At 47.6% G+C, this 21,419-nt stretch carries 20 protein-coding genes and 1 tRNA gene; 7 read left to right on the top strand and 14 right to left on the bottom strand.

What is annotated here, in order from left to right; genetic code table 11:
- Positions 1-77 precede the first annotated feature (77 nt).
- From AB432_RS07580 to AB432_RS07565, 4 genes are all read right to left on the bottom strand, one after another.
- Positions 78-740: a formylglycine-generating enzyme family protein gene (locus AB432_RS07580; protein WP_048031741.1), complete on the bottom strand. Its 663-nt coding sequence runs from the start codon at positions 738-740 to the stop codon at positions 78-80.
- Positions 741-742: 2 nt separating this feature from the next.
- Positions 743-1,111 carry a DUF4180 domain-containing protein gene (locus AB432_RS07575; RefSeq protein WP_048031740.1) on the bottom strand — a complete coding sequence of 123 codons (369 nt, stop codon included), beginning with the start codon at positions 1,109-1,111 and terminating at the stop codon, positions 743-745.
- A gap of 11 nt (positions 1,112-1,122) precedes the next feature.
- Complete coding sequence (locus AB432_RS07570) at positions 1,123-1,779, bottom strand: TetR/AcrR family transcriptional regulator (protein WP_048031739.1); 657 nt, start codon at positions 1,777-1,779, stop codon at positions 1,123-1,125.
- Positions 1,780-1,909: 130 nt separating this feature from the next.
- The gene (locus tag AB432_RS07565; protein ID WP_048031738.1) at positions 1,910-2,929 is read right to left on the bottom strand and encodes an AraC family transcriptional regulator; all 1,020 of its coding nucleotides are present in this window, start codon (positions 2,927-2,929) and stop codon (positions 1,910-1,912) included.
- 142 nt (positions 2,930-3,071) lie between these two features.
- Between AB432_RS07565 and AB432_RS07560 the strand changes: the two genes are divergently transcribed.
- The gene (locus tag AB432_RS07560) at positions 3,072-3,647 is read left to right on the top strand and encodes an NAD(P)H-dependent oxidoreductase (RefSeq protein WP_082195885.1); all 576 of its coding nucleotides are present in this window, start codon (positions 3,072-3,074) and stop codon (positions 3,645-3,647) included.
- Between the two features lie 185 nt (positions 3,648-3,832).
- Positions 3,833-4,363, top strand: coding sequence for an ECF transporter S component (locus AB432_RS07555; protein ID WP_048031736.1), 531 nt, complete (start codon positions 3,833-3,835; stop codon positions 4,361-4,363).
- Between the two features lie 60 nt (positions 4,364-4,423).
- Here the strand turns inward: AB432_RS07555 and AB432_RS07550 are convergent, their stop codons facing one another.
- The 3 genes from AB432_RS07550 to AB432_RS07540 all read right to left on the bottom strand — a co-directional run bounded on the left by AB432_RS07550 (position 4,424) and on the right by AB432_RS07540 (position 7,101).
- Entirely contained in the window at positions 4,424-5,038 is a 615-nt protein-coding gene (locus AB432_RS07550; protein ID WP_048031735.1) for a GNAT family N-acetyltransferase, read from the bottom strand.
- A gap of 7 nt (positions 5,039-5,045) precedes the next feature.
- Complete coding sequence (locus tag AB432_RS07545; protein ID WP_048031734.1) at positions 5,046-5,654, bottom strand: TetR/AcrR family transcriptional regulator; 609 nt, start codon at positions 5,652-5,654, stop codon at positions 5,046-5,048.
- A 133-nt stretch (positions 5,655-5,787) separates the two neighbouring features.
- Positions 5,788-7,101: an MFS transporter gene (locus AB432_RS07540; protein ID WP_048031733.1), complete on the bottom strand. Its 1,314-nt coding sequence runs from the start codon at positions 7,099-7,101 to the stop codon at positions 5,788-5,790.
- Positions 7,102-7,372: 271 nt separating this feature from the next.
- Between AB432_RS07540 and AB432_RS07535 the strand changes: the two genes are divergently transcribed.
- The 3 genes from AB432_RS07535 (at position 7,373) to AB432_RS07525 (ending at position 11,332) form a co-directional block, all read left to right on the top strand.
- The gene (locus AB432_RS07535) at positions 7,373-9,088 is read left to right on the top strand and encodes a LytS/YhcK type 5TM receptor domain-containing protein (RefSeq protein WP_048031732.1); all 1,716 of its coding nucleotides are present in this window, start codon (positions 7,373-7,375) and stop codon (positions 9,086-9,088) included.
- A complete protein-coding gene (locus tag AB432_RS07530; RefSeq protein ID WP_048031731.1) occupies positions 9,060-9,803 on the top strand; it encodes a LytR/AlgR family response regulator transcription factor in 744 nt (247 codons plus the stop codon). The genes AB432_RS07535 and AB432_RS07530 overlap by 29 nt, the downstream gene beginning before the upstream one ends.
- Before the next feature lie 275 nt (positions 9,804-10,078).
- The gene (locus AB432_RS07525) at positions 10,079-11,332 is read left to right on the top strand and encodes an MFS transporter (protein ID WP_053079556.1); all 1,254 of its coding nucleotides are present in this window, start codon (positions 10,079-10,081) and stop codon (positions 11,330-11,332) included.
- A gap of 13 nt (positions 11,333-11,345) precedes the next feature.
- On the opposite strand, the gene AB432_RS07520 is transcribed toward AB432_RS07525, so the two are convergent.
- The 3 genes from AB432_RS07520 to AB432_RS07510 form a co-directional block, all read right to left on the bottom strand.
- Positions 11,346-12,005 (bottom strand): DNA-3-methyladenine glycosylase family protein, encoded by a 660-nt coding sequence (locus tag AB432_RS07520; RefSeq protein WP_048031729.1) that lies wholly within the window; start codon positions 12,003-12,005, stop codon positions 11,346-11,348.
- 237 nt (positions 12,006-12,242) lie between these two features.
- A tRNA-Ala gene (locus AB432_RS07515) sits at positions 12,243-12,318 on the bottom strand.
- A gap of 169 nt (positions 12,319-12,487) precedes the next feature.
- Positions 12,488-15,082 (bottom strand): Ig-like domain-containing protein, encoded by a 2,595-nt coding sequence (locus AB432_RS07510; protein ID WP_048031728.1) that lies wholly within the window; start codon positions 15,080-15,082, stop codon positions 12,488-12,490.
- 183 nt (positions 15,083-15,265) lie between these two features.
- Here AB432_RS07510 and AB432_RS07505 point away from each other — a divergent pair, with 183 nt between their 5' ends.
- Positions 15,266-15,907 (top strand): YdcF family protein, encoded by a 642-nt coding sequence (locus AB432_RS07505; RefSeq protein WP_048031727.1) that lies wholly within the window; start codon positions 15,266-15,268, stop codon positions 15,905-15,907.
- Here the strand turns inward: AB432_RS07505 and dnaI are convergent.
- From dnaI to nrdR, 3 genes are all read right to left on the bottom strand, one after another.
- Positions 15,884-16,816, bottom strand: coding sequence for a primosomal protein DnaI (gene dnaI, locus AB432_RS07500; protein ID WP_048031726.1), 933 nt, complete (start codon positions 16,814-16,816; stop codon positions 15,884-15,886). The two genes, AB432_RS07505 and dnaI, sit on opposite strands and share 24 nt — an antisense overlap.
- Before the next feature lie 15 nt (positions 16,817-16,831).
- Entirely contained in the window at positions 16,832-18,271 is a 1,440-nt protein-coding gene (locus tag AB432_RS07495; RefSeq protein WP_048031725.1) for a replication initiation and membrane attachment family protein, read from the bottom strand.
- A 151-nt stretch (positions 18,272-18,422) separates the two neighbouring features.
- Entirely contained in the window at positions 18,423-18,902 is a 480-nt protein-coding gene (gene nrdR / locus AB432_RS07490; protein ID WP_048031724.1) for a transcriptional regulator NrdR, read from the bottom strand.
- Between the two features lie 137 nt (positions 18,903-19,039).
- On the opposite strand from nrdR, the gene AB432_RS07485 reads away from it, so the two are divergent.
- On the top strand, positions 19,040-20,173 hold the full coding sequence (locus tag AB432_RS07485) for an HD-GYP domain-containing protein (protein ID WP_048031723.1): 1,134 nt from the start codon (positions 19,040-19,042) through the stop codon (positions 20,171-20,173).
- A gap of 61 nt (positions 20,174-20,234) precedes the next feature.
- Here the strand turns inward: AB432_RS07485 and AB432_RS07480 are convergent, their stop codons facing one another.
- Positions 20,235-21,281 (bottom strand): glyceraldehyde-3-phosphate dehydrogenase, encoded by a 1,047-nt coding sequence (locus tag AB432_RS07480; protein ID WP_048031722.1) that lies wholly within the window; start codon positions 21,279-21,281, stop codon positions 20,235-20,237.
- Between the last annotated feature and the right edge of the window lie 138 nt (positions 21,282-21,419).

Below are 21,419 nucleotides of genomic sequence, written 5' to 3'. Positions count from 1 at the left end.
GATCCACCCTAAATATAATTAGATTATCTAACTAAAATCAATGTAAAGGATTTTTTTGGATTTTGCAACCCCCTACCTTACAGGGACCTGGCAAGACGAAAGCCGAGATCATCAATTCGAAACGTGGGGTGACTGCGTCGGCGGCACGTCGCGCCACAGCCCCTAGCCTCTTCTGCCCAGCTGCCACCGCGAAAAATTCGGTAGGAGCCGTAGACGCTTACATCGTAAAGGTCCCAGCACCACTCCCAAACATTTCCCAGCATGTCATAGAGCCCCCACTCATTCGGCAGCTTTTGTCCTACCGGATGTGCTGTACCCTTAGCATTCTCTTGGTACCATGCAATCTCATCTAGCTCGCCGTAGCGATAACCACCCGTCCCAGCTTTGCACGCGTACTGCCATTCCGCCTCTGTCGGCAGACGATAGCCATCCGCATCCCCGTTCCATATGATACGCTCACCATCTTCACTTATCGAGTAGCATTCCGTGAGACCCGCTTGCTGAGATAGCAGATTGCAAAACGAAATCGCATCGTTCCACGACACATTTACAACGGGAGCCTCTGGGTGCTCATTCGGTCCAACTGCTTTTTGTACAACCGAGAAGTAAAACGCATTCGTAACAGGAACCGGTGCGAGTAAAAAAGCGTTCACCTCGGTTGTCCATGTGGCCTTGATCCGATCGTCCCGTAATTCAATTTGCCCTGCCGGGATGTTCACCATGGTGTACGTCCGTTCCATCCCTATTTCACCTGGCTTAACTTCTCGATCGCCTGCTCTTCGGTCGGCAAGAGGAAGATGTCGTTTCCGTTGTTGGATTCATAGATGAAGTCTTTTAGACTTTTACTTGTGTACACCGAAAAATCCCCTACAATCGCTACTTTCACCCGATAATTGATAAACTTCTGAAGGATCTCGCCGGCAAGACGTGTTTTCAAATCGAAAAAGCTCTCGTTGAGCAATGATTTGTTGAGAATGATACGATCACTGTCTGCTTGATAATGTACCGTTGCGATCAGGTCCAATGCGGACTGCACATCCTCTATAAGCACCCCGCTACCACTCACAATGGCAATATTCTTCCCGCCAGCTTCTACCTTTGTAATATTCAAGTGTATCCTCCTCACTTTCTATTGATAATCTGCCTCACATAGTCCTCACAAATATATCGGTTGTCTTCACCGTTTGCTGGCTGAACGCTCGCCACTCGAAAGAAGCTCAAGCCCACAACCATCGCCATGAGTCCGTAGGCAGCGCTTTGCGAATCCTCTACAGACATAAGCCCGGTTTGCTTGCCGTAATCAAAAATCTTGGTGATGCCCTGCAAATCTCTTGTATAACTTTTCGCAACCACTTCTTGGAGATTGGGGTCCAATGCGGCTCTGGAGAAGAATTGCACAAAGAGTCTTGCTTGATCTTCATGCGGGATGTACATGTCAGCGATGCCATCCAACTGCGAAACATTGATCCGTTTTTCCTTGTCGTCCACGTACGGCGGCAAGATGTGCGCAAGCGTAACGTCCATCATTTCCTGGGCTGTCATGGTGCTCTCAATGTCAGATTCAATTTTCAAGCCATAGTAGGCCAAGAATGCCTGAAAGGCTTCACTCGTCAAATTATCCTTATTCTTAAAATAATACGTGACGACACCCTTTGAGCAGTCCGCATACTCCGCCACCTTATCCAGCGTCATGCCATCAATCCCGTGATTGCTAATACAAGTGAGTGTCGCATTGATGACATCTGCTCGGCGCTTTGGTTCCATTCCTAATTTGGGCATGATTTTACCTCGTTTATTTATACTGTACGGTCGGAATAAAAAAAGTGTACACCATGATTTTCCAGTTTGTCAAACGAATAGGCTCGACAACACAAAAAAACACGCTTACGCAGCGTGTTCGATCATGACGTTACATAGCAAGTGCCTGACGACTGATCCGATATTGCCCCGGTGTCAGCCCCGTCCATTTCTTGAAAGCATTTTGAAAGGCGCTTGGATCTGAAAAATGCAGCAGGTACGCAATCTCTCCGATGGAATACTCCGCTTGCTGTAAATATCCCATCGCTATTTCTTTGCGGACATTCGTGGACAATTCATGATAGGAAGTGTCCTCCGCCTTTAGTTTTGCTTGCAGGGATCTCGTACTCATATGAAAAGCAGCGGCAGTCTGCTGTAAGGTCGGAAAAGCCGCAGGCATACATCCCATCATCCATTGAAACACACGGTCCGAAAATTCCCGCCCTCTGATCAGCTTCTCTCGAATTTCTTCCGCGATTGGTTCAAAAGCTTTACGCAGCCTGACATCTGAATACAGGATCGGATATTGCAAAACTTCTTTGCCGACCAAGAGCCCATTTTCTTCTCCACCAAAGTGGGGCTCCCTTCCGAACAAATTCAAATACGGAGCGATATCATCCGGAGCGTCGTGTGTGAATCGTATCGCCTGTAACGGAATGGCGCGATGACTCATATGGACAATCAAGTGGTACAAGGAGCTGACCATATCCTCCATGCAATGTCGAGAAACGTTCCCCGGGCTTTGTCTATGAAACCGCAGGAAAACATCGTTCCCCCGTTCTTCCCAATCCAGGTCGTACCCGCTGCAAAGAATCACGTGGTACCGCTGATAAGCCTTCAATGCATCGACGATTTTTTCCGAATGCATCATGACATAACCGAGAATGCCCAGATCGGCAATATCGGTTAACTGTCCTTGATGCAGTCCGAAATGATCATCCTGCGTGTAAATGGCCGCTTCCTTCATCAAACGCTCGAGATCTGCTTCACCAATGCGCGCCTCTACATCTTTTAGCATGCTACTGTCGAAAGAAATATGATCACAAAAACGCTCAAAATCAAGGTTCTTGTGAGTAATTGTCTTCATAATCGGATACACCATCGAAATCGCAAACCCATGCGCATTTTCCAAGTACGGAACCTCCTTTGCGTGAATCCACAACATTTATGCGCTCTCGATCATTCCTCTGTTCCATTCCACACGATATGCTGAATACAGTTCAGTTTACCACGATGTGTCGGTAATGAAATCAACTATACAGGGGGATATGAAAATGAACATTCTCGTTATCATCGGACATCCAGATCCCGAGAGCTATTGCTCTGCGTTGGCGCACGCCTATATGAAAGGAGCTAAAGGCAAAGCAGCACAGATTCGCACCATTGATTTAAGCCAAATCTCTTTCGACCCGAATTTGAAGTACGGATATCGGAAAAGAACGGAGCTGGAGGACGACTTAAAAGAAGCGCAGGACCTCATCCGTTGGGCGGATCATCTGGTCATTGTTTATCCGACCTGGTGGGGCACGATGCCCGCTATCTTGAAGGGATTTTTCGATCGTGTCTTATTACCCGGATTCGCCTATAAATATCGGGAAGACTCTCCTCTATGGGATAAGCTGTTAACGGGCAAAACCGCACATGTGATGGTGACCATGGATACCCCATCTTGGTACAACCGATTGATCTACTGGCAAGCCGGACATCTCGTGATGAAACGCAACATTTTAAAGTTTTGCGGGATTAAGCCTGTGAAGGTTACGGAGATCAGTGGGGTGAATGCCGCGGCTGAGGAGAAGCGCAGGAAGTGGCTGGAGAAAGTGAAACAGCTTGGGGAGAGGCTTGCCTAAGCGATCACTAGCAAATACTTCGGCTAGTTTATCCAAATCTGTCACTGTCCTGCACCTGCTTCCAATCCAGCTGCGCGTCCCTTTTCATTGGAATGATTTACCCAGGCAAATAAATCGTGAAAAGTGTATTTATTATGTAGCTAATTCTGAGTATGATAGTAGTTAAAAAAGAAAGAGGCTATCATATGGATTCTACTTTTTCAGCAAGAAAAGCATCAAAGACGAAAACCTTGGTTATCAACGCACTTTTTATCGCTTTTACTCTCGCAGCCACCATGTTTATCAATTTACGACTCCCGATCATGGGTAACGGTGGCCTCATCCATCTCGGTAACGTGCCTCTTTTAATCGCAGCTTTTGTATATGGCAGAAAAACAGGAGCTATCGCTGGAGCTTTTGGTATGGGCCTCTTTGACCTTATCTCCGGTTGGACAGCATGGGCGCCGTTTACCTTTGTAATCGTAGGTGCAATGGGCTATGTAGCTGGCCTCATCGCCGAAAAGGTACCAGGCAATCGGGTATTTGTGTACGCACTCGCAGTTGCCGCTGCATTGGTGATTAAGATCGTGGGCTACTACTTTGTTGAGGTTATTCTTTACGGGAACTGGATTCAGCCGTTTGGCTCCATTCCAGGGAACGTTTTGCAGGTGGTTGTAGCAGCGGTTATTGTCATCCCGCTGGTGGGACGCTTGAAGAAGATTGTGGGACAAGGGTAAAAATAGAAAAATCGCTCAGGAGGCATGAGTTCTCTTGGGCGATTTTTTTGTTCGCTTTATTTATTTTAAATCAGATGTACCCTTCACGTATTTCAAAGATAGGAAGCCACTTATACCAATTTTTTCAGCCCTTTTTAATGGGACAGGTTTTCGCTTATATTCTTGAAACCCTAGCTTTTGGTATAGCTTCATCGCGGGAATATTCGTATCTGCTACCTCTTCAATGAGAAATTGTTCATAAGGGGTATTTTCTATAATATGACGGAGAATCACCATTGCTGCTCCCTTCCCTCTGAATTCCGGAGCCGTTCCGACGAAATCGATTGAGCATTTGACGGGCGAGGGATCTGCTAGTGTAGCTTCAAATTCTTTTTTCAAAAAGAGTCCGGCAAGGGTGCCTTTATAGAGTCCTAGATGCTTTCGCAGCTCTTTTGGATTCAGTTTTACCGAAGACGCAGTGCCATCCGTGCATGCGGCCATGCCAGCAACTTTGCGATCGTCCGTTACCGCTACATAAAATTGATTCAAAACGAACATGTGAGCAAAAGCTCTTGCAATGGTTTGCTTGTCATTGGAAAAAAAGCCAAGCCACTGCGTGAACCCCTCCGCAAAAATCCGAGACATTTGCTCTCTTGTATCGAATTCTATTTGGTCCGCCCTGATCACAGTAAACATGTTTTGGTTACTCTCCTTCCTTGTATAAAAAAGAAGTGAGGATAAAGGGGGAAGGCATTGTGAAGTTGTTTTTCCGCATCCCATTCATCATAGCTAGCCCGTGAAGTGTCGAATAGAAAAACACGACCATTTCGTCTGGCTCTCCTGAACGGAATTCGCCAAGTGACTGACCTTTCTTGATAAGCTGGGCTGTAGCGCGGAACATGTTGTCGCTAAGGCGAGCTACCTCGCTTTGTTTCTCGTTTGTCCCGCCTCCCGATAGAAACGATTGCGCCATCAGGATCAGCAAATTTGCAAACTCTTCGCCTGTCATCATGTCGCTGTGAACTTCTTTCACAAACTGATCCAATGCTTGTTTGGGTGAAACGGCCGACTCGAAAAAATCAATGTTTTTCTGTATGCCTGCAAGTGCATAATCCACCAGTTCGTCAAACAAGGTCTCTTTTGATTTGTAATGCCGATACAAAAGTCCAATGCTGATTCCAGCCGTATCCGCGATGTCCTGGACATTCGTAGAGCCGTATCCTTTTTGAACGAATAGCTGCATGGCTGCCGATTGTATTTTCTGTTTGGTTGCATTGCGCATTTGTTCGTATTGTTCTTTGGTGCGGGGCATTGGGGGACCTCGCTTTTTTGAGTGAGTTTTTTTTCATCATAAAAGCAGCAGTTTTCAAAAGCAATCTTTTACAGTTCCGTACATGCAAAAAACGGCATCTCTGCCGTTTTTCGTTGCCCCTCTATTCTTCCATCTAGTCCTTTGCAGTGTTCAGCTCAGCCTCGATCTGAGAGTTTTTCGACGACTCACCCATGCGCCAGTAGACAATGAGGCTTATGGCAATACAAGCCGCTACATAGTAATAGAAGAGAGACTCGTTCCCGATGCTTTTGAACCATAGGGCGATGAATTCCGCTGTTCCTCCAAAGATCGCGACGGTCACACCGTATGGAAAGCCTACGCCCAGCGCGCGAATGGCGGTAGGAAACATTTCGGCTTTCACAATCGCGTTGATGGACGTATAGCCGGTAACAATGATAAGTCCAGACAACATTAACAAGAAAGCGATATATGGGCTAGTGGTTTGTTCCAGGAGCATAAACATCGGTACGGTCCACACTGTTCCAAGAATACCAAAACCAATCAACAGCGGGCGCCGTCCAATTCGGTCGGACAGCATACCTGCAAGTGGCTGCAAGACGACGAATACGAGTAATGCGGTAAAGTTAATCCAGCTCACTACTTCTTTCGGTAGTCCTACCGTAATCACCATGAATTTTTGCAAATAGGTCGTGTAGGTGTTAAAGGCGATCGTTCCCCCGAGCGTAAGGCCGACAACTGCCAGCACCGCCTTCGGATGCTTCATCAGCTCACGAAGCGTACCCGCCTTCTCCTTGTTTTTCGACTCCATTTTGGTATACTGCTCTGATTCGTCCATACTACGGCGCAACCACAACACGGCTACTGCGCCAAATGCTCCGATGATGAAAGGAATTCGCCAGCCCCATGCCATCATGGCTTCTTCCGGGAGTATTTGCTGCAAGATAATTTGCACACCCAATGCCAACAATTGTCCACTGATCAGCGTGACGTACTGGAAGCTAGAATAGAACCCTCGACGACCGCTCGAAGCCATCTCGGACAAGTACGTGGCAGATGTTCCGTATTCCCCGCCAAGCGAAAGACCTTGGAGCAAGCGGGCGAGAACGAGAATAATAGGAGCAAACACGCCGATTGTTTCATAGTTTGGTGTCACGGCAATCACCAGAGAACCACCTGCCATGATGGTAACAGACAGCGTCAATGCGGCACGGCGCCCATGACGGTCAGCATATCGGCCGAGGAGCAAGCTCCCGATCGGTCTCATTAAAAATCCAATAGCAAAAACAGCGGCAGTATTCAATAACTGGCTGGTAGGGTCTCCTTTTGGAAAAAACTGAGACGAGAAATACACCGCAAAAGCTGCATAGACATACCAGTCGTACCATTCAATCAGGTTACCCAGTGAACCTTTAAAGATGTTGCTTGTGATTCGCCGCGTATTTTCACGATCACTCGATGGCTTCATTGCTGCCCCCTCCTTATGATTGACCCGAATCCATTCGAAAATTGGGATCGTTTAACCGCTTACAAATGAAACGATGCTTTGAAAGGGGTTACATATTTCCCCGGATGGATTCTAGAAGAACTGTCTTTATTCTAAGTTGTTTGTTTTGCTAGAATCTATTGAATACTTCCAGATGTACAAAAACAGCATCCGAGCTGCCGAAAAACCCAGTTGAGTTACATTGATTTTTCGAGCGGATCGGGCTACCCTTTTCCATAGGGAGGCGGCTGTTATGACAATCACTATGCTTCTGGGACTGCTTGAAAACATCTCTGTAATTGCAGTCATCGCCCTTATCATCGGCCAACTAGATTACTTTCGGAACATCATGTACGGCAAAAACAACTGGATGCGGATCGTGATCCTCTCTACTCTGTTCGGGTTCCTGTCGGTAATCGGAACGGAGAATGGGCTACGTGTCAATGACGCACTCGCCAATACACGCATTGTCGGTGCCGTCGCGGGCGGGTTGATCGGGGGGCCTGTCGTCGGTTTTTTTGCCGGCCTTATCGGAGGTATTCATCGCTATTCGATCGGTGGATTTACCGCATTCGCCTGTGCCATCTCGACCGTAATGAACGGCTACTTGGCCGGGATCGTAAGTACGAAAATGAATATGCTGCGTCTGAAATGGCAGCATATCGTACTGATTGGCGTTTCAGCCGAGCTCATTCAAAAAGTTATGGTGCTTCTCTTGGCCAAGCCTTTTTCTGCGGCACTCGAACTGGAAGTAAAAATCGCGATCCCGACCACCATTATGACCATTGCGGGACTGCTGCTCTTCACGCGCGTTTTCCAAAATCTCAAAATGATGCAAGACCAGTCCGGCGCATTGGGGGCCAACCTGGCCTTGTCGATTGCAAGCCAGACGTTACCTCATCTGCGGACAGGGCTAAATGAACACTCTGCAAAAAAAACCGCTGAACTGATCCGTGAAATGGCCAGGGTGGATGCAGTCGCCATTACCGACCGCGAAAAGCTACTCAGCGCAAAAGGCCATGAACTGGAGAATCATGTGCAGAAAGAAACGCTGTGCGCACAAGTAGCGGAGGCTGTTTTGACCCACCCTACCGGGGTATATTGCGACAAGGATTTTGCTCTTCCGCGTCCGCCTCGCCTAAAATCGATCAGCGCCGCACCGTTGTATCATCAAAACCAGAAAATCGGGACGCTGCAATTTTACTATAAAACCTCTTCCTCCAAGACGTCCCAGACCAACGAGAAGTTAGTGGACGGTCTGGCTAAGCTGCTGTCAGTCCAAATTGAACTGGCGGAGATCGAGCATCAGGCGAAAATGCGGAAGCAGGCTGAAGTGAGCGCCCTGCAAGCCCAAATCAATCCGCATTTTCTGTTCAACACCTTGGGGACCATTATGTCCTATTGTCGTACAGACCCTGATCAGGCGAGAAGCTTGATCGGTCATTTAAGTGACATCTTCAGGCGCAATTTGAAAAGCAAGGGAAATCATCACAGCTTGCAGGAAGAACTGGACGGAATCAAGTCGTATTTGGAAATCGAGAAGGTCAGATTTAGCAACCGATTAAAGGTGAACATGGAGATCGACGAATCTCTGCTGGAGCGCAAATTGCCTGTCCTGACTTTGCAGCCGATCGTGGAAAATGCCATTCACCATGGACTTTCTCCCAAAATTAGCGATTGTCTACTCACGATTCGAGTAGAACCATACGACGATGAAGTGAAAATCAGCATTGAAGACAATGGAGTTGGAATCAGTGAAGAGCGTTTGGCCGATATCTGGAACAGCCAATCAAAAGGGATCGGCCTTGTCAATGTCCATTCACGGCTACGATCCATTTATGGCAAAAAATATGGCCTCACGATTCAAAGCAAGCCCGGTTTAGGAACAGTCGTATCCTTTGTCGCTCCGTTATCCGCATTTGAAAAGGAAGTGCATCCAGATGCTCCTGAAAACGTTCATCATCGATGACGAGCCAGCCATTTGTTCCGAATTAGAATATTTGCTAAAAAAATATATTGATATCCAGGTGGACGCAATCTATACCAATCCCTTGGAAGCATTGCCCCATATTATCAATTCCGAGCCTGATTTGCTCATGCTTGATATTCAGATGCCCGGGATGAATGGGCTTGAATTTGCCAAAACATTGAGCCAGATGTCCAATCCCCCATTGATCGTTTTTTCGACTGCCTATCATGAACACGCTTTGGAGGCTTTTTCCACGTTAGCTGTGGGCTATTTGACCAAACCGATCATGGAAACGAAATTGGACGATGTGATCCAAAAAGTGAGGACACTGAGGAACCGACCGGCCATGAATGACCGTACCCAGACTGTTCCCCCGCTGGAAGAGCATGTCTGCATCCGGAAGACCAACAAGATCATCCCGATCCCTGTAGGGCAGATTTACTTTGCTTTTGTGCGGGAGAAAGATTTATATGTGGCGACAAAAGAGAGTATTGAGAAGTGCGATTTGTCCTTAAATGAGCTGGAGGAGATTTTGAACCGGTCCCGATGTTTCTTTCGAAGTCATCGGAATTATATTTTGAATGTGAAGTATATTAGAGAAATCATTCCGTGGTTTAATAATACGTATTTGATTAAGATGAATGATGATAGTCAGACGGATATTCCTGTTAGTAGGGGGAGAATGAAAGCGTTTCGAGGGTTGATGAATTTGTGAGTTTGGGGATAGAAGGATGGACGGAGCGGGGGGAGAGTATCTTTTCGCTCTGTTTTTCTGAGAAGCGGGGTAATAAGTTTTCTTCACGCAAACGTTTTTCTACCCCCACCTAATGAAAAGGGAGACACAATATGCCCGTGAGTCAATCGGCTACCCACCGCAAGATGCATGTCGGCATTTATTAATCTAAATATCGTAACCCCCAAAATACATTTGACTAGTTACAAAAGTGATCTTAAAATGTAACTACTTAACACATGAATGGGGGTTACGAAATGCGCATTACAAATCAAAGGTTTGGCAGAGAATTTTGGGCGTTATGGATGGCCACGGCTCTATCCAATCTGGGAGACGGGTTGTTCAAATTTGCACTTCCTCTCTTGGCAGCGAAACTTACCAATTCTCCCGCTTTGGTCGCAAGCGTTTCGCTGGCGTTGACCCTCCCTTGGTTACTCTTCGCTCTACCGGTTGGCGTGATCGTCGACCGTCTGGATCGAAAGCGAATCATGGTCGTTGTTAATCTCATTCGGACGGCTGCCGTTGGATCTCTGGCTTTTGCCCAGCAGTTAGATTGGCTGTCGGTATTTGTTTTGGGTTTTCTGGCGTTTTTGGTCGGGACTTGCGAAACGGTATCCGACACTACGTCTGGGGCACTCGTGCCTTCCGTCGTTAACCGTGATCAATTAGAACAGGCAAATGCACGCATTTACAGCGTAGAAACGATCATGAACAAATTTATTGGTGGGCCACTGGGAGGGTATCTACTTGCGATTGGTCTTCTCCTGCCGGCGGTTGGCAGTGCCGTTTCTTTCCTTGCGGCTGCCGTTGCCCTGCTTCTAATGCGTGGACATTTTTCAGTCGAACGGAAGCAATCGGCTTCCATCTGGCGAGAGGTTTCGGAAGGCGTTCGCTTTTTATGGACTAACCAGCTGCTTCGTACGCTTGCCATTATGGTGGCTATTATGGCTTCCTGCTGGAGCGCGTTTTTTTCTATTCTGGTGCTCTATGCGGTAGCGCCGGGGCCGCTTGGTTTACAAGAGTACCAGTACGGCTTGCTGTTAACCTCTTTGGCTGCGGGAAGTGTCGCCGGATCTTTGCTGGTATCTCCTCTGCAGCGTTTGTTTGGGCGGGGGGCACTGCTTGGGATGGACATTATCGGTACCTTTGCAATGTTGTTCGTGCCAGGCGTCTGGGCAAATGTTTGGCTGGTGGGCGCGGCTATGTTTCTGGCAGGTATGGGCGGGACAACATGGGTGGTCGCTGTCAATTCGATTCGCCAACGAGTTGTACCCAATGAGTTGTTGGGGCGGGTCTATGGCGCCTACAGGCTGATTAGTTGGGGGACGTTACCTATAGGCGCGTTTCTCGCAGGAATTGTGGCGGAGTTGGCTGGCCTGCAAGTTGTTTTTTTAGGAGGAGCGATCCTTAACTTATTTCTCGTCTTCCCCCTTATCAGCGTTTTTCGTGAAGAAAAACGCCAAACGGAGCAATCGGGAGGAAGTGTTTCGTCTCCGAACCTTGTCCCATAAACTTGTGAAGAACTTATTTTTCATTTACATCCTCTATCGTAGGAAAATGATCTACAAATCCTAGGTCGATTGATTCCCATAGATACAAGGACACAATACTATAATAGGGATGCCAGTTTATGGAAACTTCCTCCATATATTTATTTTTCGGCCGATCATCTAGTTGATATAACCATTTTGTCGCCCTTTGCAATCCGGCATCCCCCAAGGAAAGAACATTCAGCCGTCCTAAAGAGAATATTAAGAACATTTCTGCCGTCCATTTTCCTATCCCTTTAACAGAAGTTAATGAATTGATTACGGTCTCGTTTTCTTGTGAATGAAAGTTTGCAAATGATATTTCGTTACTATGGACTTTCTTACATAAATCAAAAATAAACTCTATTTTTGTTCTTGATACCCCAGCATTTCTAAAATTTTCAATAGGTGTACGCAAGACTCTTTCTGGTGTTATCTCACTACAAAGCATTTTTACTCGTTGGCGAATGGTACTTGCTGCTTTTGCTGATAACTGTTGTCCAATAATGGACATGACGAGCGCTTCTAAATGATTTTCATTCGTCTTCAATGTAAGTGGACCAATATGGTTAATCAGTTTACAGATAGTGGTATCTTGGTTGCAAATCGATACGATACCTTCATGGGAGGGATGAAAGGTAATATGATTATTCATGTTTCTATCTCCTTCTTTTCAAAAGTTATGATAAAGAAATAGAATTCACTAGCAGGTATGTTACACCACGTTTGCGTTTTCACTTATGGTTGGAATTTCCATACCATTTTACTTTGTCTCAAAACAAGCATCAACAAAATCAAAGAAGCTCAAAAATTTTTATGCACATGCTTCAAATACGGTACCATAAATAAAAAAAGAAAAAACGGCATTTCTGCCGTTTTGAACGTTTACGTATGGTGGAGCATAGCGGGATCGAACCGCTGACCTCTACACTGCCAGTGTAGCGCTCTCCCAGCTGAGCTAATGCCCCATATGTATGGTACTTCCGGCGATTATCGCCTCAGTGAAATCAGTATAGCATACGCCCGCCGTACACTGCAAGCGAAAAAATCTGATAAATCCCCGTCCCAACTGAAAAAAACCACAAAAAAAGCCAACCGCTCCAATCGGTTGGCTCCTCTCTTTTCTCTATCACTCCACTATCTCACCGTCACCACAATCGGTGTCTTCTTCCCACCATACTGCACATAAATCGTCGCTTTACCCGACCCTGTCGCCTTGATCACGCCGTCTTTCACGTCGGCTACCAACAGGCGAGAAGTGGTCCAGAGAGCTGGCTTGGTGACATTTTGCTCAGAGCCATCTGCATACGTAGCGATGGCGTTCACTTGTTTCACTTCACCCTTGCTCATCACGAGCTGGACGACATCTGTCTTCAAGTATTTCAGTGTATCAACATCGACTGGGATCGATACGCTTTTGTCGTTGTATCTCGCTGTAACCGTTGCTTTTCCGTAGGTACGTCCTGTAATGAGGCCTTTGGTTACGTCTGCTACTTTGTAGTTGTTCGTCTTCCAGTCAGCCATGGAGGTAACATCCATGGTGCGGCCATCGGAGAAGGTAGCTGTCAAGGTTACTTGTACGTTGCTGTTCGACTTCGTAGATACATAACGCTTGTTGGCTTCCAGCTTGCTCACGATTCCGACTTCTACCGGGATACTGATCGATTTGCCGCCGTATTTCGCAGTGATCGTCGCACGTCCATTTGAGAGACCTGTTACGCGACCGTTTACCACATCCGCTACTTTAACCGAGGACGAGGACCATTCGGCATCGCTGGTCACATTGTCCGAATTGCCAGCGGAGTCTGTTGCGTTCAGTTTGATCTCTTTTGATTCGTTGACGTTCAGGATCAGCAGGCGAGGATCAACGGAAAGATTCGTCGCTTGGTCTACTTCTACCGCAATCGTAACCGATTTGCCATCGAAGGTACCTGTTACGGTCGTTTTCCCTGCTCCTGTCGCTGTGATCTTCCCGTTCATTACCTCTGCTACAGCAGCAGAAGCCGAGCTCCATGTCGCTGAATCTGTTACATCCTTGGTCGTTCCATCCGCGTAAGCTGCTGTCAGCTTAACGGTTTCCGACTTGCCATTGCCAAGCACGATCTTTTTCTTATCTACCGTCAATGTCTGCATGACGCCAACCGATACGGAAATGTTCACTGTGCGTGTTCCGTATGTAGCTGTTACTGTCGCTGCACCTGTCGACACACCTGTGATCAAGCCTTGACGCACGCTTGCTACGTTCGGTGCACTGGATGACCAAACAACTTTTTGTGTGACATCTTCAGCAGGAGTGCTTCCATCTGGATACGAAGCCGTTACCTTCACTTGCTTCGCGCCGCCCACCGGAATCGCTACTGTCGTGATATCTGCGGACAAGTTTTGCGGTACATCTACATCGACAACCAGTGTCGCTGTTTTCCCGCCGTATTTAGCGGTTACATTCGCCGTTCCAGCCTTGTAGGCGGATACCGTCTTGCCGCTTGCAAATACGACATCTGCATTATCCGAAGACCACTCTACTTTTGAAGTGATATCTTCACTTGTTCCGTTTGCGAAGGACGCGTTTACAACTACGTCTTTCGTTGATCCGCTTTTCATCGTCAGGAAAGCTGGAACGATATACAAGGAACGAGGTACTTCTACATCTACGCGTACCTGAACGGATTTGTTTCCGTATTTCGCAGTAATAACCGCTTCACCGGACTTCACCGCGTGGATTTTCCCGTTGCTGTAATACGCAACGTCCTCGCGATCAGAGGACCATTCTGCCTTGTCGTTTACAACTGTGGAAGCACCGCCATTGGCATAAGTTGCTTTCAGCTCGATGTCTTCTGCCTTCCCCACATTCATGAAAATGTTTTGCTTGCTGAGTTCCAGTTTTTGCGTTGTATCCACATCGACTTTGATCGTCGCTGTTTTTGTTCCATACTTCGCCGTAATGGTTGCTGTACCCGCGCCATAAGCCTTGATCGTACCTTTGAGCGCATCGGCTACAGCAGTATTGTCTGAGGACCATTCAGCCTTGTCGGAAACGTCTTCCGTTACACTTCCATCCGGGAAAATGGCCTTGAGCTTGATTGTTTCTTCGCCGTTCAGCAAGAGTGAAACCTGGTTTTTGTTTGGCTCCAGTCTGTGGGCGATCTCGACGTTCACAGAGATCGTTGTCGTCTGGCTGCCAAACTTCGCTGTCACGGTACCAGTTCCTGAATTCAAACCTTTGATTGCACCGTTGACTACAGTCGCAATCGCCGGATTATCGATGGACCAGTCTGCTTGTGTCGTTACGTCTTCTGTTGTCCCATCGCTGTATACAGCTGTCAGCTTTACGTTTTCCGTGTTGCCGATCCGTACGTTCAATGATTGATCTTCTGTCGTCAGTGCCTTTACCTTTTTCGTTACGGTTACACCTACTACAACAGGCTTACCCATGTACGTAGCCGTTACGGTCGATTTCCCTACCGATTTGGCTGTAATCTGCCCCGCATATACAGAGGCGACATCCGCATTTTGCGTGGTCCATTCTGTCTTGACGGTGACGTCTTCCGTTTTTCCGCTCACATAAATAGCGGTAGCCGTCAGCTTGGTAGAATCTCCATTTTCCAATGTTACCTCATTCTTGGACAGAACGAGTCGGCTGATTTCATCGGCAGCCAATCCTACCCCTGCGTTCCCAGTCCCCACTAATAGCAGGACGGCCAGAAACAAGAGCATCGTTTTTTTCCAGAACATTAACTAGCCTCCCTCGCAAGTATGAAATTTGCTGTTCTTCGAAACCATTCCACCATTACTATATCGGCAAAGAGCAAGTAACAATTTACTAGTTTTTCGTGTCAGGCATGTGTCGAGCTTTGTAACTAGACCTTATTTCAAACGTCTAAATAAAGAGAGTGACTACGAGGGAGAATTCAAAGAATGAAAAATCGAACGATAAACGCACAGCGTCCTTGCTGGCGCGGGATATGGATAGTCTTTGGGAGTGTCATGCTGCTCGGTCTGATATGGTCGGGCTACAACTGGTATCGTATCGAACAGACGATTGAGAAAGCCAACGCACGACACGCAAGCGTCGGCATTGTCCTCGGTGCAGCAGTCTGGGGTGAGGGACCTAGTCCTGGTCTGCGCGAACGTCTCGAACAGGCGGTGACCCTGTATGAAGAAGGCTATGTATCGAAGCTGTTGGTCACAGGCGGCCTGGGTGAAGGCAAAACGATCACGGAAGCTGCTGTAAGCAGAAATTACTTAGTGGCCAAAGGAATTCCCGAAGAGGACATTTTGCTAGAAAGCAAGTCTACCAGCACATACGAAAACCTGCTGTACGGCCAGCAGATCTTGGAGGAACATCATATTCAAGACGCCCTGATCATCAGCCACGACTATCATTTAGCCCGTGCAATGGTCATGGCTGATTCACTGGGAATTGTCGCCTCACCTGTAGGGACGACGTCACACGTCCTGTTTGGACCGTATCATAAGGCGAGAGAAGTACTCGCACTCACGTATTGGGAGCTCTCTCGCCTCTTTACACAAGTACTAGGAACGGTGGTTCTCGCGTAAAATTTCATACACGTCGACAAAATGGCGGATTCGCTCCATGATGCGAGCCGCTTTTGTTTGTTCGATCCGATTTCCGTTGGAGATAGACAAATGCTCTTGCAGTTCACTCAGTGAGTAATTCGAAGTAAACAGCGTAGGCAAATGGTTGTTTGCCCGCTGATTCAATATAACCCCCAAAATCTCGTCACGAACCCATGGAGTCAAGTTCTCCGCGCCGATATCATCGAGGATCAATACCGGTACTTCTTTCAGCAGCTCCAGCTTGCCCGCGTACGATTGATCCGAGATGGAATCCTTCATCTCCCGGATAAAGTCAGGCACATAAACCAGCAAGGAAGCGACGTTGCGCTCCGAGAGCTCACGACCAATTGCACCCATGATGTAGCTTTTTCCAACCCCAAACGGACCGTGCAGATAAAGTCCTTTTACCCGCTCGCCTGTTCCGACTTTTTCACAGAACTGAATCGCGGCATCTACAGTAGCAAAATTCCCGGAGTCAATGACCAAGCCCTCAAAGCTCGCGTTCAAGGTCTCTTCGGATACGTAATAGCTTCGCATCAATCGGCGGCGGCGAATCTCTTCCTCGTGCGACAGTTGCTTGGAGCAGGGCGTCATCGAGCTGATAATATGTTGGTGTGCCAGTTCCAATTGCGTGCTATGTCCCTTGACCAAATTCGGGCATTCGCCAAGACCCGGACAACGCTCACACCAATACTGCTCCTTTACTGCCGTATAGATGTTGGAGAGCGAGCGAAGGTAATCGTCCCTGGTCAATGCGGGATGCTCTTGTTGAAATGCTTTTAAATAGGCTGACGAACGGAACATTTTATCTAACTGCTGATCCGGTGTCAGCAACTGACGCGGCGTTCGTTTGGCGAGCTCTTGCATGAACTCACTGATAGATTCCACGTTCCCTCACACTCCTTATTTCCGTTTTCGCAAGGTTTCCAGTCTTTTCTGCAAGTCTGGAAAATCCTGAATGGACTGTTTCTTTTCAGCGTCGGATGCGTTTTTTTCCTGCGACAACTGCCACTCGACAGAAGCTGGTAGCTTGTCCTGCAAGATAGCTCTACCGTTGCGTCTGACAGGGGCCGATTCCTTCTTGCCCGTTTTAGCCTTCTCGGCTGTTTGTGCCCGTTGATCCGCACGTTCGAGGATCTGCTTGACTGCCTCGTCAACTGTCGCGATCCGCTTCGCTTTCCAACTGTCACGAATCGTCTCCATGTACGCTTTTGGCAGCTCCATTTGCATGCTGGCTAGCGTATGGAGCAAAAGCGCATTGACGACTTCCGGCTGCATCCCATCCGCAAATACAAGCGTTTCAGCCCGTTCCAAAAACACCTTGCTGATTCTGCCACCGACGACTTTTTCCAGCAGGGTCACCGGAGATAACTGGCGACAAGCACGAATAAAGGCTTCACTGCCTGGCTCTGGCAAGCGACCAGGTCCAAAGCCATCCTCTGTCGTGTCCGTTGCAGGCGCCGTTCGGTACAGCTTGTCTTCTGTGTAGCGTTGTACCAAACGCTTGCGCAAAACTTCTCCGTCCAAACTCCGATCCGATTTGTATAGCGTCCAATCACGCAGCTCCTGCCCCATCCCCCAGCTGTCCAACTGATAGAAATGGCAAAGCGAGAACAACAGCTCCATGCTCTTGCCCTCTAAAACTTTGACCGAGTCGGCATTATCCGGCAAGTACAAGCGCAGTGACGATACACTCAACGAATGGTTGACCTGTGCCTCGTAGCCAGATTTCATCGGCGCTTGCGGGAAGCTGGTGTCCATCTCGGTTAAAAACTGATCGCGCTCCGATCCTTTTTTCACTTCCAGCTCCGATGGTTTCAACGACTGGAACACATCATGGAAGTCTTTCGTGACGTTTTCCACAATGGAGTATTCTTGATCCAACTGACTGCCAAGCGTATCTGCATAATGCTGGCGCAATTGCGAATAGCGAACGTTTTCGATTTTGTTTAACAACATCAACGACAGTACATAGTCTGCAAAAAATTCAGCCGGACTAAGCGGCGGTTTGATCAAATACTCGTAATAATAGTCACGCTGCTGATTTTCCCTGCGGCGCACCTCGACTAGCCCGATAGCCTCCAGACGTTCACGCGCATCCAATAGCCGATCCAGAGAAAGCGAAGTCGTCAGCATCAAACTGCGATGGGTCCCCTCCGAGGAGGCTCCGCTCACTTCCTGCACGCCATGGACGAGCAGTTGGTAGAGAGCGTACGATTCGACACCGATGATCGGCAAATATAGCTGCGTAACAAAGCCCATTTCGGCAAAGCCAATCGGTCTTGCCATCCGCACCAGATAACGATCCTTCGGCAACAACTCGTTCCAAACTAAACGACGCATCAGATCTTTCCTTCCTGACAAAATTCGATTTTTTTATTATAGCACGACTATCCATTCATTCGCGGAAAAATCAGTTGGAAAGCCAAAGAAGCCCTGGCGGATTGGCCGCAAGAGCGAGAGAGAAGGTGCGAGTCTGGTAGAAAAAGCTTATCTATTCTTTTGGAAACGAGCTGCTTCGCGCTTGTGCCAATAGCTCTTCCAGCTCTTTCATAAATACATTGATATCTTTGAATTGACGGTATACAGAGGCGAATCGCACATAGGCGACCTCATCGACATGGTATAAACGCTCCATGACCTTCTCCCCAACGTCATTACTCGGGATCTCTGCTTGCCCGCAGCTACGCAGTTCTTTTTCAATGTCGTTCACTACATTTTCAAGCACTTCCAACGGTACAGGACGCTTTTCGCAAGCACGCACCAACCCACGCAATATCTTGTCTCGACTGAATTCCTCGCGTGTTCCGTCCTTTTTCACAATTAACAAAGGTGTTTCTTCTACCATTTCAAAGGTAGTAAAACGGCGCTCGCAGGCTTCGCACTCACGGCGACGACGAATGGATTTATTATGATTGAAAGGACGTGAATCCAGGACTCTGGTCCCATTATATTCGCAAAATGGACAACGCATATCAGAATCAACTCCAATACTGACAATACTTGTCTACAGTGTCCCTCATATTCCTGTCAGAAGTCAAGTCAATCCTTGTACCTATTTAAAGCATAAGTCGAATGGAGTACAATTATGGTACTGTTGGAGGGATAGTCATGCGTTTAGTATCTTTAAAGCACCTACAGCCAGGAATGAAATTGGGACGTACGGTCTTCACAGATGATGGAAAGGTGCTACTTGGAACCGGTATGCAATTAACGGAGCGACTCATCTCCGGATTAGAGCGAGCTGGTGTTGATTCGGTGTATATCGATGATCCCCGCACCAATGACATCGTTGTGGAAGAAGTAATTCGCCCGCAAACCAGACAAGTAGCTGTGGAAGCCATCGAGAAGACGATCAAACAAATTACAAACTCAAACAAGCTGGCCCGGAAAATTTCTTTAAAAGAAATGGGCCTTCATTTTCAGCGTGCCTTTAGTTCTATTTTGGACGACCTGATGCAAAACAAGCAAATGGTTGGACATTTGACGACGATCTCTTCTCATTCGCCATCCCTATACCATCACTCCGTGAATGTGGCCGTGCTGGCGACTGCTGTGGGCATGTCTCTGGGCTACAATCGCACACAGCTCATAAACCTAGGGGTAGGCGCCATGCTGCACGATATTGGCAAAGTGAGCCTGCCTGAAGAGCTGTTGCTAAAAACAGAGCGTTGGACGGACGAAGAGAAGGAAATCGCCAAACAGCACACGATGCTTGGCTTTAATTTGTTGCGAAAGCAGCATGACATCTCGCTTTTGTCAGCACACGTCTGCTTGCAGCACCATGAACGGCTAAATGGAAGCGGCTATCCACAGGGATTATCCGGCAAACAAATTCACGAATTTGCACAAATCGTCGGTCTCTGTGATATTTATGACTCATTAACTTCCCCACGTCCATGGCGTAAGCGGTACATGCCACAGGATGCTGTCGAGTACCTGCTAGGCTCTGGCGGTACGCTGTTCGAGCATCATCTCGTAAATGCCTTTATCAAGCACATTGCTATCTTCCCGATTGGAAGCAGCGTCGTTTTGAATACCGGAGAAGTCGGGGTAGTGAGTCGGGTTGATCCAGACTATTCGCATCGTCCCACTGTACGAGTGTTAAAGGACGGCCGAGGAAACGATGTTCCTAGCCCTTATGACCTCGATCTCAAGGCGAACATCCGACTGTTTATTGTCGGCTTTGAAGATGATGATCTGTTTAACGTGAACTCATTAGAAGAATCTCCTACTTCATCGTAAATACGAAGCAACCAAAAACCCCTTTGCTCGAAATTCGGCAAAGGGGTTTTGTTTATGTTACTTATTTTACACCAACAGCGGCTGCTTCTTTTGTTGCAGCTTGATTGTGCTGCTCGGACACGTGGCGAACCAAGTCTACGACTCGGCAGGAGTAGCCCCACTCGTTATCGTACCAAGCAATCACTTTCACCTGATTGTCTCCCATTACCATCGTAGACAGACCGTCGATGATCGAGGAGTGGTCGTTGCCATTGAAATCGCTGGATACGAGGGGCTCGTCGCAGAACTCGAGGTAGCCTTTCATGCTGCCTTCGCTCGCTTCACGCAGGACACGGTTTACTTCGTCCAATGTAACAGGCTTCTTCGTATTGATCACCAAGTCTACTACAGATACGTTTGGAGTCGGTACGCGAAGTGAAAATCCATTCAGCTTGCCATTCAATTCTGGCAGAACGATTCCTACTGCACGAGCAGCTCCTGTCGTCGTTGGAATGATGGACTCGCTAGCTGCACGTGCACGACGCAGGTCTTTATGCGGATTGTCGAGATTCACCTGATCGTTTGTAAACGAGTGAATGGTAGTCATGAGACCTTGTTCGATACCGAATGCATCGTTGAGCACTTTTGCCACAGGTGCGAGACAGTTGGTCGTGCAGGAAGCATTGGAGATAATGTGGTGATTCGCATGGTCGTAGGTGCCTTCGTTTACACCCATCACGATTGTCACGTCTTCTTCTTTCGCTGGTGCTGTAATCACAACTTTTTTCGCACCGCTTTGCAGGTGCTTGCCAGCGCCTTCGCGATTGTTGAACTTGCCTGTAGCTTCCACAACGATCTCTACTCCGAGGTCACCCCAAGGCAGCTTCAGCGGATCACGGTCAGACAGGACAACTGTTGCTTTTCCATCTACGATAATCTTGTTGTCTTGGACTTCTACTTTATTTTGCAGGCGTCCGTGGATCGTGTCATATTTCAACAAATGTGCAAGCGTCTCCGCTGGATAGCTGGCGTTGATTGCAACGATTTCAATGTTGGGGTCCTGGATAGCGCGGCGGAATACCATGCGGCCAATTCGTCCGAAACCATTAATACCGATTTTAATTGTCATATATAGAAACCCCTTTCGAATTGAGTTACGCTTATCTGATACTTTTATTATAATAAGTATGACACAATTATCAATGTGTTTTACTGAAAAATAAATATTTGGACGATTTACCCTACCCAAAAAAAGAAGAAAAAGCCG

The organism is Brevibacillus brevis (assembly GCF_001039275.2).
In the GTDB taxonomy this organism is placed as follows: Bacteria; Bacillota; Bacilli; order Brevibacillales; family Brevibacillaceae; genus Brevibacillus; species Brevibacillus brevis_C.
Note: the sequence above shows the minus strand (reverse complement) of the source record. Positions and strands in the feature narration are given on the sequence as shown.

What these genes read in the sequence shown, in the direction of transcription:
- AB432_RS07555 (WP_048031736.1), top strand. Translation starts at nt 3,833, where the DNA reads ATGGATTCTACTTTTTCAGCAAGAAAAGCATCAAAGACGAAAACCTTG.
- AB432_RS07510 (WP_048031728.1), bottom strand. Translation starts at nt 15,082, where the DNA reads ATGTTCTGGAAAAAAACGATGCTCTTGTTTCTGGCCGTCCTGCTATTA.
- nrdR (WP_048031724.1), bottom strand. Translation starts at nt 18,902, where the DNA reads ATGCGTTGTCCATTTTGCGAATATAATGGGACCAGAGTCCTGGATTCA.
- AB432_RS07560 (WP_082195885.1), top strand. Translation starts at nt 3,072, where the DNA reads ATGAACATTCTCGTTATCATCGGACATCCAGATCCCGAGAGCTATTGC.
- AB432_RS07535 (WP_048031732.1), top strand. Translation starts at nt 7,373, where the DNA reads ATGACAATCACTATGCTTCTGGGACTGCTTGAAAACATCTCTGTAATT.
- AB432_RS07480 (WP_048031722.1), bottom strand. Translation starts at nt 21,281, where the DNA reads ATGACAATTAAAATCGGTATTAATGGTTTCGGACGAATTGGCCGCATG.
- AB432_RS07485 (WP_048031723.1), top strand. Translation starts at nt 19,040, where the DNA reads ATGCGTTTAGTATCTTTAAAGCACCTACAGCCAGGAATGAAATTGGGA.
- AB432_RS07570 (WP_048031739.1), bottom strand. Translation starts at nt 1,779, where the DNA reads ATGCCCAAATTAGGAATGGAACCAAAGCGCCGAGCAGATGTCATCAAT.
- AB432_RS07495 (WP_048031725.1), bottom strand. Translation starts at nt 18,271, where the DNA reads ATGCGTCGTTTAGTTTGGAACGAGTTGTTGCCGAAGGATCGTTATCTG.
- AB432_RS07580 (WP_048031741.1), bottom strand. Translation starts at nt 740, where the DNA reads ATGGAACGGACGTACACCATGGTGAACATCCCGGCAGGGCAAATTGAA.
- AB432_RS07545 (WP_048031734.1), bottom strand. Translation starts at nt 5,654, where the DNA reads ATGCCCCGCACCAAAGAACAATACGAACAAATGCGCAATGCAACCAAA.
- AB432_RS07540 (WP_048031733.1), bottom strand. Translation starts at nt 7,101, where the DNA reads ATGAAGCCATCGAGTGATCGTGAAAATACGCGGCGAATCACAAGCAAC.
- AB432_RS07525 (WP_053079556.1), top strand. Translation starts at nt 10,079, where the DNA reads ATGCGCATTACAAATCAAAGGTTTGGCAGAGAATTTTGGGCGTTATGG.
- AB432_RS07505 (WP_048031727.1), top strand. Translation starts at nt 15,266, where the DNA reads ATGAAAAATCGAACGATAAACGCACAGCGTCCTTGCTGGCGCGGGATA.
- AB432_RS07550 (WP_048031735.1), bottom strand. Translation starts at nt 5,038, where the DNA reads ATGTTTACTGTGATCAGGGCGGACCAAATAGAATTCGATACAAGAGAG.
- AB432_RS07520 (WP_048031729.1), bottom strand. Translation starts at nt 12,005, where the DNA reads ATGAATAATCATATTACCTTTCATCCCTCCCATGAAGGTATCGTATCG.
- AB432_RS07530 (WP_048031731.1), top strand. Translation starts at nt 9,060, where the DNA reads ATGCTCCTGAAAACGTTCATCATCGATGACGAGCCAGCCATTTGTTCC.